Source organism: Bacillus sp. AFS017336, from assembly GCF_002555445.1.
Classification (GTDB): domain Bacteria; phylum Bacillota; class Bacilli; order Bacillales; family Bacillaceae_G; genus Gottfriedia.
The window spans coordinates 40,651-53,070 of record NZ_NUCO01000134.1 but is presented as its reverse complement, the minus strand read 5'-3'; the positions used below and the strand labels follow the sequence as shown (position 1 = coordinate 53,070).

Sequence of the window (12,420 nt, the reverse complement as noted above, 5' to 3'; positions counted from 1 at the left end):
ACTCTTACCTCCGTTCTTTTCTAAAAAGGTGAAGAAATAATTTGGTTTAATTTAACGTTCATATTAATTCTAATACGTTTGAAGAATTTTTTCAAAATATAGTATTTAAGATTAGACTTTTTCATGGAAAATACTTACTATAAAATTATATGGAAGCAGGAGGAATGTAAAATGGGTGTTTATGATTTTCAAGTAAAAGATAGTAAAGGCGAAACGGTAGCACTTTCTGATTATAAAGATCAAGTCATTATTGTTGTAAATACTGCAAGTGCTTGTGGATATACTCCTCAATATAAAGATTTACAAGCATTATATGAAGAATATAAAGAACAAGGTTTAGTTATTCTAGGTTTTCCATGTAATCAATTTATGAATCAAGAACCAGGTTCAAACGAAGAAATTCAAAGTTTTTGCGAATTAAATTATGGTGTATCATTCCCTGTTTTTGGTAAAATTGACGTAAATGGAGATAAAGCAGATCCATTATTTAAATATTTAAGTTCAGAAGCTCCAGGCATTATGGGATTAAAATCAATTAAATGGAACTTTACAAAATTTATTATTGATAAAAACGGTGAAGTAATCGAACGCTTTGCACCACAAACAAATCCTCAAGAGCTAAGACCGACAATCGAAAAATTATTGAAAGCTTAAACTTGTGAAAAGATTTAAGTAGATTATATTGGATTTTGCCAATACATTTAAACCTTCATTTGAAATGAAGGTTTTTTTATTACGCATTAGAAAATATAAAGTGGAACCGGTGAAGAAAAATCGAATGACCAGTGTAACTATTTCTCTGTATGAGTCAAACGAGGATAGATTCATGACTAAGTAGTGAACTAAATGAAATTCAGGTTTTATAATGATACAGGTAGAGATGTAAGTATTCATCCTGCTACTGAAATTAATGGCATAAAATGTGATATGAGTGCAATAAAGCCACTAGAAGAACGTTCTTTCCACTTACCAGAAAAAACTTATCCTTGGGTAAAAATGTGGGATTATGGAGAAAAAATAGGACTAAGCATTTTGGTTTCACCACAATCTGATAGTGAATAGGGAACGTTCCTATTCAAGTAAGTGGCTTAGTTTAATTAGAATTTTGAAATTAGTTTGTCTAAATCGACAACCCTTTTATAGATCAAAAACAAGCAGATCCTATTTTTTAATCTAAACGTACTCTATTAATGTTTTACCGACAAAAAATGATATAATATCACTAGTCAATCTATGGGGGTAAGTAGTATGAATCAGCAAGAAATTATTATACAAATAGAAAACTATGTCCGAAATCTTCATCAAGGTGATAGTAGTGGGCATGATTGGTATCATATTGACCGAGTTAGAAACTTAGCTGTCCATATTGCGCGAAAAGAAAATGCAAATCAATTTATTGTAGAGTGTGCTGCATTAGTACATGATGTGATTGATGATAAATTACATGACAATCTTGAAGCACAAAAAGCCCAGTTAGAATCTTTTCTAAATGACCGATTAACTAGTGAAGATGTAAATGAAATAATGTACATAGTTGAAAATATTTCGTATAAAGGTGGAAATGGAGTTATTCCTACTTCAATTGAAGGTAAAATTGTACAAGATGCAGATCGTTTGGATGCAATTGGTGCAATAGGGGTAGCTAGAACTTTTGCGTACGGTGGGAAAAAAAGCAGAAGTATGTTCAATCCTGAATTTAAAATAAGAGAGAACATGACAATTGAAGAATATAGAAGTGATCAAAGTTCATCAATGCATCATTTTTATGAAAAAATATTAAAACTTAAAGATTTAATGAATACAGAGGCAGCGTTAGAGTTAGCCGAAGAAAGACATCAATTTGTAGAAAAATTCATTGACGAATTTATGAAAGAGTGGAATTTTAAAATATGAAGATTTTAAGTGTAGAAAATTTAATTAAAACGTATGGAGAAAAAAGTTTATTTAATAAAATTTCATTCACCGTAAGTGAAGGGCAAAAAATTGGATTATTAGGTATAAACGGAACAGGTAAATCAAGCTTATTAAAGATCATAGCAAGTGAAGAAGCTGCAGATGATGGCAAAATTATTACTCCAAAGGATTATGTAATCAGTTATTTGCCCCAGCATGAAGATTTTGATAAAAAACAAACGATTCTTGAAGCAGTTTTTGAGAGCGAAGACAAAGTAATGGTTTTAGTAAAATCTTATGAGAAAACATTACAAGCTCTTCAAGTAGATCCAGCTAACCAAGGATTACAAAATGAGTTATTAAAATTACAAGCTGATATGGATTCATTAAATGGGTGGGATATAGAAGCTAATGCTAAAACCATTTTAACTAAGTTAGGCTTATCAAATTTAAACTTAGATGTAACTCTACTTTCTGGTGGTCAGAAAAAAAGGGTAGCTTTAGCAAAAGCATTAATTCATCCGTGTGATTTATTAATTTTAGATGAGCCTACCAACCATTTGGACTATGAATGTATAGTATTTTTACAAGAGTACATAAAAAGACTTCAAAATGCAGTACTATTCGTAACACATGATCGTTATTTCTTAGATGAAGTTACTACTGCATTATTAGAACTATCAAATGGTAATATCTATCGATACGAAGGTAACTATCAGTATTATATTGAACAAAGAGCTTCTCGAGAAGAGCAAGAAGCAGCTACAAATGAAAAAAGAAACAACTTATTTAGAAGAGAATTAGCTTGGATGCGTAGAGGTGCAAAAGCTCGAACGACAAAGCAAAAAGCTCGTATTCAGCGCTTTGAAGATCTTTCAGGTAAATTGAATAACCAAGAAAAAGCTGAAATGGAAATGAATTTTCAACAAACTCGTTTAGGAAAAAAAGTTGTTGAGTTTAAAGAAGTGAGTAAAGCATTTAATGAAAAGAAAATTTTAGATAATTTTAATTTACTTTTACTTCAAACTGATCGAATTGGCATTATTGGTGAAAACGGAGCTGGTAAGACAACTTTGTTAAAAATGCTAGTTGGAGATGAACAAGTTGATTCAGGTGAAATTGAAGTTGGGCAAACAGTAAAAGTAGCGTACTATACACAAATACAAGAAATAATGAATCCAACTATGAGAATGATTGATTATATTAAGGAAGAAGCAGAAATCATCCATACACCAGATGGAAAAACAATTTCAGCTTCTCAAATGCTTGAAACATTCTTATTCCCAACTCAATCACACGGTGTTCAATTAGGTAAGCTTTCAGGCGGTGAGAAAAGAAGACTCTACTTATTAAAGTTATTAATGACTGCTCCAAACTTACTATTACTAGATGAGCCAACAAATGATTTAGATATTGATACTTTAACGGTTTTAGAGGATTATATTGAGAATTTTAGTGGCGTAGTCGTGACAGTATCACATGATCGCTATTTCTTAGATAAAGTTACAAATAAATTATTAATATTTGAAGGTGAAGGAAAAGTATCATCTACTCTAGAAAGTTATACAGAATATTTAGAGCGTCAATCAGTCGAAAAGCGTGAAGTTGAATTAGAAAAAGTAGCGGTTGAAAAACCTGTTTATCAAAAAGAGCAAAAGAAAAAACGATTAAGTTATCAAGAACAAAAAGAGTGGGAAAGTATTGAGTCAGATATCGAGAAGCTGGAGAATGAAATTGAAAAACTAAATGAAGACTTACAAGCAGTCGGCTCTGATTTTGATGAAGCATTTAAACTTTCTAAACAGATTGAAGACAAAGAAGGCTTATTAGAGGAAAAAATGGAACGTTGGTCAGTTTTAAGTGACCTTGTAGAAAGTTTAAAGTAAAGTATTAATTTTAAGTATTTAGCAATAAATCTGAACTAATATTCAATATCTATATAATATTTATTGAATTCTTTACATGAAAAAGTAATTGAAAATACTATTTTCCTTTTTTTACGAACGTACAAATATTTTGTATTGTAGAAAAAAATAAAGGAGATGGTAATAATGATTAATAATGTTGTATTAGTAGGTAGATTAACGAAAGAACCGGTTTTACAAACAACAGCGAATGGTAGAAAAACAACTTTTATTAATATTGCTACAAATGTTTATTCAGACTATCTGAAAAAAACAAGAACGAATTATGTATCAGTAAAATTATGGGGTCCTATTGCCGAATATGCTACTAAAAAAGCAAAAAAAGGTATGGAAGTCTCAATTGAAGGAATTATTAAAACTTCAAGTTATGTAAAGGAATCTGAAAGACCTATTTATGTGACTGAAATCATAGTTGAGAAATTTCACCTTTTTACTCGTCAATCTGAAGAGTTAACTCACAATGTAGCGGAATCAAATGCAAATGATTTTGAGCAATTCGTGAAAGCATTACAATAGTGAGTTTCTCCTCTTTTTGATAAAATGAATTAAATAACAAGAAGAGGGGTTAAAAATGAAGATTAAATCGATTGAACCAACACCAAGTCCTAATACAATGAAAGTACTATTAGATGAAGAATTGCCATCTGGCAGTAGAAATCACTATTCTATTGATAATATAGAAAAAGCACCCGAAATTATTAAACAAATATTAGGGATAGAAGGAATTAAAAGTGTATACCATGTAGCTGATTTTATTGCTATTGATCGTAAGTCAAATGCAAATTGGCAAAGTATTTTACTACAAGTACGCAATGTATTTGGAGAAGATGTAAATGATGTAGCAACTGATGAACCTGTAATTGATAATCATTTTGGTGAAGTACAAGTATTTGTTCAAATGTATCATAACATCCCAATGCAGTTAAAATTAATTGTTAATGGTGAAGAACAAAGAGCGGCTTTACCACCGTACTATAAAGAAGCAATTATGAAACTAACAACGGCTGCATCAAATGTAGTATTTGAAAGACAGTGGATTGATTATGGAATTCGCTACGGTGAATTGTCTACCATCGAGAAAGAAATTATCGATGAATTAACTGCTACTCATTCTGAAAATGATATTAAAAATATTGTAAACGAAGTAATGACAAACGATGCTACAATTTCTGAGAAAAAAGTTGCTCCTAAATTTGAACCATTTACTGCAGATATTTTTGAAGAAAAAGATTGGAAAAAAAGATATGCTAGATTTGTAAAGATCGATCCGACAATTGAAGATTTGCCTTTACTAAAAATAGCATTAAAAGATGAGCATGTTTCAATAAGAAGATTAGCAACAGCTTATTTAGGTATGTTAAAATCTAAATTAGTGTTACCTTATTTATATGAGGCATTAAAGGATAAAGCAGTAGGTGTAAGAAGAATTGCTGGAGATTGTTTATCTGACATCGGTTATGAAGAAGCTATGCCTGCTATGATTGAAGCGTTAAATGACTCAAGTAAATTAGTCAGATGGCGTGCGGCAATGTTTCTTTTCGAATTAGGTGATGAAAGTGCAATTCCAGCATTAAGAGCTGCATTAGACGACCCAGAATTCGAAGTGAAGTTACAAGTTCAACTAGCATTACATCGAATTGAAAATGGTGAGGAAGCATTAGGTTCAGTTTGGAAGCAAATGACTGAACGTATGAAATCAGAAAATGAAAAAGGAGAAACAAAACAATGAATGCATACGATGAGTACATGAAAGGTATTGTAAAACCAATGAGAGAAGAATTAACTTCAAATGGTTTTACAGAATTAACGTCAGGGGAAGAAGTAGAATCATTTATGAATGAATTAAATGATACTGCATTTTTTGTAATTAATTCAGTTTGTGGTTGTGCTGCTGGTCTTGCTAGACCATCTGCAGTTCAAGCAGTAATCGATTCAGAAAAGAAACCAGCAAATGTTATGACAGTGTTTGCAGGACAAGATAAAGAAGCAACAGCTACATTAAGAGAATATTTAGCAGATTTCCCACCTTCTTCACCTTCAATGGCAGTATTTAAAGGTAAAGAGGTAGTAGGTTTTATACCTCGTGAACAAATCGAAGGTTCAACACCAGAAGATATTAAAGCTAGAATTCAATCAATATTCGAACAAATGTAAAAAGAGGAGTATTCCTCTTTTCAGTATTTAGACAAAATTCAACAATTTGACTTTCAGACTGATTGCGAGCGCTTGTCTTTCGAGGCGCGAAGCCTGGTGAGGAGCGGAGTTACCTAAAACGGTAATGAGCACCGCAGACAGGCGAAGCAACGAAGAAAGCGAGCGTTTGTCAACAGTCTGAAAAGAGGATTTATCCTCTTTTTTTCTTAATTAAGGAGAACTATGATTATTACAACTTGCTTAAGGCCGGATATTAATTTAGTAAAAGAAGCTGAAATCATTGCCTCAGATTTAAATGGACAGGCAATAATCCGAAATGAACTTAGCTTAGAAGAAATTTATCATAAATTTAATAAACCTATATTAGTTTTAGGTAAAAATAGATTAGAATGGTATGAGGATGATCAAGCAATTCCATATTTTTTTCACCCGAATTCCTCTGTTTTCAGAATTAGACGATTGATGAAAGGTGAACATGATCCTTTTTGTGATGCTTGTTTACTAACAAAAGGTGATTCACTTCTAGATTGTACACTTGGAATGGCATCAGATAGCATTGTTGCAAGCTATGTTGTAGGTGACCAAGGGAAAATTTTAGGATTAGAGAAAAATCAAATCATTGCTTACTTAACTTCAAAAGGCTTAAAAACAAATAAGCAGAACATTAATGACTGGTCGAATATCATCAACAAAATTGAAGTGAAAAATATTGATTATAAAAATTATTTGAAGTCTCTTCCTGATCATTCTTTTGATATCGTTTATTTTGATCCGATGTTTGAAAAAAATATTGAAGCCTCTTCTGGTATTGCAGCGTTGAAAAACTTAGCATCATATGATGACCTCAATTATGAAGTGATTAACGAAGCTAGACGCGTTGCTAAAAAAAGAGTAGTTTTGAAAGATCATTTTAGAAGTGAAAGATATAAAAAATATGGTTTTAATCAGTTAATTCGTAAGTCTTCAGAATTTCACTTTGGCTTTATTGAGGTTCGTAAAGAGGAGTATTAAGAATTAAGAATACATAATTAGGGGGCCAAGTATGAAGCAATACTTAGATTTATGTAAACACGTATTAGACAATGGCATGACAAAAACAGATCGTACTGGAACAGGAACTATCAGTACATTCGGTTATCAAATGCGATTTAATCTTCAAGATGGCTTTCCTTTAGTAACGACTAAGAAAGTTCATCTAAAATCTATCATTCATGAATTACTATGGTTTTTAAAAGGCGACACGAATATTGCATATTTAAAAGAAAATGGTGTCCGTATTTGGAATGAGTGGGCCGATGAAAATGGTAATTTAGGTCCTGTTTATGGTGAACAATGGAGATCATGGAAAGCAGCTGATGGTTCAACAATTGATCAAATTTCCGAAGTTATTAATCAAATAAAAACAAATCCAGATTCACGAAGAATAATTGTCTCAGCTTGGAATGTTGGAGAACTTGATAAAATGGCTTTAGCACCATGTCATTGTTTCTTCCAATTTTACGTGAATGATGGAAAGTTATCTTGTCAGCTTTATCAGCGTTAAATTTGAGCGCCTTTACAGAGTGATCTGTACCGAAAACCTTGCTAAACGGGGAAACTCTTTAATTAAAGACAATCCCGTGCTAAATTTATTCTTTGCAAAATAAAAAAGAATAATAAATGCCTAACGACTATCCAAATATGGAGTAGGGTGCAAGTGATTGGCACTCGAAATGCAAGGGGCCTCGTCTAAGAGGTCGTGATATAGTCTCATCTGCATGGTGACATGTAGCAGTTCTTTAAAGGACGGGCCAGGCGTAACGAGCTTGGTTGAAGATCTTGTCAGCTGACATTTTCCTAGGAGTACCATTTAACATCGCATCTTATGCACTTTTAACTATGATGATTGCTCAAGTATGTGATTTAGAATTAGGTGATTTTGTACACACATTTGGAGATGCTCATATTTATACAAATCATCTTGAACAAATTAATTTACAACTATCAAGAGAGCCACATAAATTACCGAAAATGAAGTTAAATGCTGAGATTAAAAACATTTTTGATTTTAAATTTGAAGATTTTACATTAGAAGACTATGAATTTCATCCTGCGATTAAAGGAGTAGTAAGTGTATGATCGCTGCATTAGTTGCTATGTCAGAAAACAATGTGATTGGTTTAAATAATGAGATGCCTTGGCATCTTCCGCAAGAGCTTGCTTATTTTAAAAAAGTGACTACTGGACATACAATTATTATGGGAAGAAAAACCTTTGATTCGATTGGTAGACCACTTCCTAAACGTGAGAATGTCATTGTAACAAGACAAAAGGATTTTCATCCTGATGGTGTTACGGTTATAAATGATGTGATCAGTTATCTTGAAGATCATAAAAATGAGGATTTGTTTATTATTGGTGGGGCTGAAATTTTTAATTTAACCTTCCCGTATTTAGATACCCTTTATATTACTGAAATTGAACATAATTTTGAAGGAGATACATTTTTCCAAAACTTTTTAAAGGGAGATTGGAATGTTAAATCCGTATCTGAAGTGCAGATTGATGAAAAATCAGAAATAAAATATCGCTATTTTGTATATGAAAAAAAGTGTTGACATCTTGAATTAAAGATATTATTATGAGGTTAAGGGATTTGGTTATCCCTTAATTTTTTAAAATAAAATCTCGAATTAAAGATAAACGAAACTGAGAGGAAGTTGTTAAAATGACAAAATTACTTTATATTACTGCAAATCCAAATGCGATTGAAAATTCATTTGGTCTTTCTGTAGGGGAAGCATTTATTACTGAATACAAGAAAGCAAATCCTGAAAATGAAGTTGTTCATTTCGATTTATTTAAAGAAAATGTTCCTATGTTAGATGGAACTGTATTTGATGCATGGGGTAAATTAGCAAGCGGTACTGCTTTTGAAGAATTAAGTGCAGATCAACAAGCTACTTTAGCTGCTATGAATCATAATTTAGAAGTTTTCACTCAAGCTGATGAGTATGTATTCGTTACTCCATTCTGGAACTTTAGTTTCCCATCAGTAGTTAAAAACTTTATTGATAATATTTCAATTGCTGGAAAAACATTTAAATATACTGAAAATGGTCCAGTTGGTTTACTTGAAAACAAAAAAGCATTACACATCCAAGCAAGCGGTGGCGTATATTCAGAAGGTCCTGCTACTGGAATTAACTTCTCTAGCCCATACTTAACTAGTATCTTAAACTTCGTTGGTGTTACTGATGTAACTACTTTATTCGTTGAAGGTATGGCTGCAATGCCTGATAAAGCACAAGAAATTAAAGCTAATGCAATCGAAAAAGCTAAAGTTCTTGCTGCAGAATTCAGCAATGCAAAAGTTTCGAACTAAAGATTCACAATATCGAAGAATCGGCAAATACTTGTCGATTCTTTTTTTTTATTAAGTATATAATTTTGCAATCTAGAAGACAAATATACTGAATTGGCAATTCTAGAATTTTAAATTAAAGTAGATCCCAACTAAGCCTCTGTCTTTAAATTACCTTACATTTATAAACAAAATGAATAATACTTTTCAAGTGGTTGGGCATTTTGTATAATAATTAACATACTCAATTATCGGAGGAATAGTATGTTTCGCACAATATATGCTGCAACACGCATTGTAATTGGTGTAATTGAAGCCAAGCTAAAATTATCATCAGTAAAAAAATTACCAAAAGATTTGCCAGTAAGTGAAAGAGACCGTAGAATGCATGAATTTCCTGACTATTTTGGTCAAATGATGATTGGTTGTACTGGTAGTAAAGTAACCGTTGAAGGATTAGAAAATATTCCAAAAGACCAAGGTGTATTATTTGTTAGTAATCATCAAAGTAATTTTGATATTCCCCTACTATTAGGATATTTAAAAAAGCCAATTGGATTTATTGCAAAAGTCGAATTAAAAAAACTACCAATCGTTCCAGACTGGATGGAACAAATGCATAGTGTCTTTATGGACAGAAGCGATCGAAGACAATCACTTAAAGCCATAATTGATGGTGTTGATAAACTTAAAAATGGTCATTCATTAGTTATCTTTCCAGAAGGTACTAGAAGTAAGAGTAGTAAAATGGGTGAATTTAAATCAGGAAGCCTTCATTTAGCAACTAAATCTGGAGTTCCAGTAATTCCTGTTAGAATTGAAGGTACATATAATATTTTAGAGGCAAATGGAAATCGAATTAAACCAGCAAATGTGACGCTTAAAGTATTTCCGCCGGTATATCCTGAACAAATCGGCATTACTGATTCTAAAGAACTAACTAAATATATAAAAGAGATTATCGAATAATCAACAAAAGCGCTCAATTTATCATTTGAGCGCTTTTCTACTTTGTTTTTCAACCTGCTTTTTTAAACAACGAATTTAAAAATACAAAAATACATCGAGGCACTTCCTAATAAAACAAATAAATGCCATATTGCATGACTATAAGGCCAACGCTTTACGAGAAAAAAAATCGTGCCAATAGAGTAAAATAATCCACCTAATAATAAGTAGAAAAATCCAATTCCAGATAGTCCAGCATAAATAGGTTTAATTGCAAACATCATTAGCCAACCCATTATTAAATAAACAATTGTAGAAAATAATTCGAACCGATTAACATATATAAATTTAAAGATTACACCAGAAACGGCTAATCCCCAAACAATAGTTAATAACGACCAACCAATTTTCCCTTTTAATGTTATGAGTAAAAATGGAGTATATGTTCCAGCTATTAATAAATAAATAGCTGAGTGATCTAGTATGGTAAATATTTTAATAAGCTTCGGGTCTTTTACACTATGAAGTAAAGTTGAACAAATATAAAGGAGCAACATGGAAGATCCAAAGATTGTAAAAGAAAATAAATGCCAAGGCGTTCCGTTATTAAGCGCTTTACTAATTAAATAATACAGTGCTGGAATACTCAGGATTGCGCCGACTCCGTGAGTAATTGCATTTGCTAATTCTTCTTTCATTGCTCTACTCATAAAAATGCCTCCTATATTAATTGAATCATTTTTATCCATGAGAGTATTATGAACAAATGTAGAGATTTAATGTTTTCAACTTTTGTTAGTAGTATGTAATCTTTGTGGGAAGACAGCTTTTAATTAGCTTTTAAAAGCAACAAAGATTCCTAAAACAGCCATTTATGTTAATCTGAAATTAAACCGATTTAGATCATTGGAGGTATATATGTTACTCATAAAAAATGGAGAAATTTTTACACCCAAATCAATAGGTAAAAACGATATTTTAATTTCGAATGAAAAAATTGAGTATGTTCATGAGGAAATAAACTTTACTTCAGCTAATCTGCCTATACAAATATTGGATGCAACTGACTACTATATTGTGCCTGGCTTCATTGATGCACATGTTCATCTTATTGGAGGTGGAGGAGAAGGTGGGTTTAAAACTAGAACACCTGAATTATTATTATCTGACTGTATAAAAGGTGGAATCACTACGGTAGTAGGGGTGCTTGGTACAGATGGAACAACGAGAACAATGGCAAGCTTACTTGCGAAATGTAGGACTTTAGAGGAAGAAGGAATAACTTCGTTTGTCTACACAGGCTCATACCAAACACCTGTTAAAACACTATTTCCTAAAATTGAAGAAGACATCATCCTTATTGATAAAATTATTGGTGTTGGGGAAATTGCAATTTCAGACCATCGATCTTCTCAACCGACAAAGGATGAATTTGCAAGAATAGCAGCACAAGCTCGAAATGGAGGGTTACTTTCTGGAAAAGCTGGTGTTGTGAATGTACATATAGGGGATAGTAAAAAAATGCTATCAATGATTGAGGAGATTGTAGATGAAACTGAATTACCAATCACTCAATTCTATCCCACGCATATTAACCGAAATAGTTACTTATTTGAAGCAGGGATAAATTTTGCAAAAAATGGTGGATTTGTAGATTTTACAACAAGCTCCATTCCACACTTTTTAAATAATGGTGAAGTCAAATGTAGTGTAGGTTTAAAAAGAATGCTCGACTCTGGAGTTAATATTGAACAAATTACATTTACATCTGATGGACAAGGAAGTCTCCCTGATTTTGATGAAAAGGGAAAATTAAGAGGAATGAAAGTTGGAAGAGTAAGTAGTTTATATAGCGAAGTGAAGGATGCTATTTTAATCGAAGGTATTTCGATTGAAGATGCAATTAGTGTCATCACAATCAATCCAGCCAACATCTTAAAATTACAAAAGGGTCAAATCAAAAATGGTTTCGATGCTGATTTAGTATTTTTAAATAAAACTACTTTAGAAATTGAAAGCGTTATATCAAAAGGTAAAATCATGATGCGAAATAATGAGTTATTAGTCAAAGGAACATTTGAATAGTTGGGGGTTAATGGGTTGAGAGCGGTCCAAGGAAAGGATTTACTTTTTTAATACTCTTTTGAATCCCTAGTT

General features: G+C 32.0%; 14 protein-coding genes and 1 pseudogene. 14 read left to right on the top strand and 1 reads right to left on the bottom strand.

What is annotated here, in order from left to right; all coding sequences use genetic code 11:
• Positions 1-171 precede the first annotated feature (171 nt).
• From CN601_RS22800 to CN601_RS22740, 13 genes and pseudogenes are all read left to right on the top strand, one after another.
• Complete coding sequence (locus CN601_RS22800; RefSeq protein ID WP_098172413.1) at positions 172-654, top strand: glutathione peroxidase; 483 nt, start codon at positions 172-174, stop codon at positions 652-654.
• A 192-nt stretch (positions 655-846) separates the two neighbouring features.
• Positions 847-1,062 carry a hypothetical protein gene (locus tag CN601_RS22795; RefSeq protein WP_098172412.1) on the top strand — a complete coding sequence of 72 codons (216 nt, stop codon included), beginning with the start codon at positions 847-849 and terminating at the stop codon, positions 1,060-1,062.
• 186 nt (positions 1,063-1,248) lie between these two features.
• Complete coding sequence (locus CN601_RS22790; RefSeq protein WP_098172411.1) at positions 1,249-1,893, top strand: HD domain-containing protein; 645 nt, start codon at positions 1,249-1,251, stop codon at positions 1,891-1,893.
• On the top strand, positions 1,890-3,779 hold the full coding sequence (locus tag CN601_RS22785; protein ID WP_098172410.1) for an ABC-F family ATP-binding cassette domain-containing protein: 1,890 nt from the start codon (positions 1,890-1,892) through the stop codon (positions 3,777-3,779). Before CN601_RS22790 ends, CN601_RS22785 begins: the two co-directional genes overlap by 4 nt.
• Before the next feature lie 165 nt (positions 3,780-3,944).
• A complete protein-coding gene (locus tag CN601_RS22780) occupies positions 3,945-4,334 on the top strand; it encodes a single-stranded DNA-binding protein (protein ID WP_172444238.1) in 390 nt (129 codons plus the stop codon).
• 55 nt (positions 4,335-4,389) lie between these two features.
• Complete coding sequence (locus CN601_RS22775) at positions 4,390-5,547, top strand: conserved virulence factor C family protein (protein ID WP_098121640.1); 1,158 nt, start codon at positions 4,390-4,392, stop codon at positions 5,545-5,547.
• Positions 5,544-5,972, top strand: coding sequence for a BrxA/BrxB family bacilliredoxin (locus CN601_RS22770; RefSeq protein ID WP_098121639.1), 429 nt, complete (start codon positions 5,544-5,546; stop codon positions 5,970-5,972). The genes CN601_RS22775 and CN601_RS22770 overlap by 4 nt, the downstream gene beginning before the upstream one ends.
• A gap of 222 nt (positions 5,973-6,194) precedes the next feature.
• Positions 6,195-6,983, top strand: a complete 789-nt coding sequence (locus CN601_RS22765; RefSeq protein ID WP_098172409.1) for a class I SAM-dependent methyltransferase — start codon at positions 6,195-6,197, stop codon at positions 6,981-6,983.
• Positions 6,984-7,014: 31 nt separating this feature from the next.
• Positions 7,015-7,512, top strand: a pseudogene (gene thyA / locus CN601_RS22760) (thymidylate synthase); the annotation flags it as partial.
• 278 nt (positions 7,513-7,790) lie between these two features.
• The gene (gene thyA, locus CN601_RS22755) at positions 7,791-8,090 is read left to right on the top strand and encodes a thymidylate synthase (RefSeq protein WP_373604998.1); all 300 of its coding nucleotides are present in this window, start codon (positions 7,791-7,793) and stop codon (positions 8,088-8,090) included.
• Positions 8,087-8,569, top strand: coding sequence for a dihydrofolate reductase (locus CN601_RS22750; RefSeq protein WP_098172408.1), 483 nt, complete (start codon positions 8,087-8,089; stop codon positions 8,567-8,569). The genes thyA (CN601_RS22755) and CN601_RS22750 overlap by 4 nt, the downstream gene beginning before the upstream one ends.
• A 110-nt stretch (positions 8,570-8,679) precedes the next feature.
• Entirely contained in the window at positions 8,680-9,336 is a 657-nt protein-coding gene (locus CN601_RS22745; protein WP_098121635.1) for an FMN-dependent NADH-azoreductase, read from the top strand.
• A 243-nt stretch (positions 9,337-9,579) separates the two neighbouring features.
• Positions 9,580-10,284 (top strand): lysophospholipid acyltransferase family protein, encoded by a 705-nt coding sequence (locus CN601_RS22740; RefSeq protein ID WP_098172407.1) that lies wholly within the window; start codon positions 9,580-9,582, stop codon positions 10,282-10,284.
• A 62-nt stretch (positions 10,285-10,346) separates the two neighbouring features.
• On the opposite strand, the gene trhA is transcribed toward CN601_RS22740, so the two are convergent.
• On the bottom strand, positions 10,347-10,973 hold the full coding sequence (gene trhA, locus CN601_RS22735) for a PAQR family membrane homeostasis protein TrhA (protein ID WP_098172406.1): 627 nt from the start codon (positions 10,971-10,973) through the stop codon (positions 10,347-10,349).
• A gap of 208 nt (positions 10,974-11,181) precedes the next feature.
• Here trhA and iadA point away from each other — a divergent pair, with 208 nt between their 5' ends.
• Positions 11,182-12,348: a beta-aspartyl-peptidase gene (gene iadA, locus CN601_RS22730; protein WP_098172405.1), complete on the top strand. Its 1,167-nt coding sequence runs from the start codon at positions 11,182-11,184 to the stop codon at positions 12,346-12,348.
• Positions 12,349-12,420 lie beyond the last annotated feature (72 nt).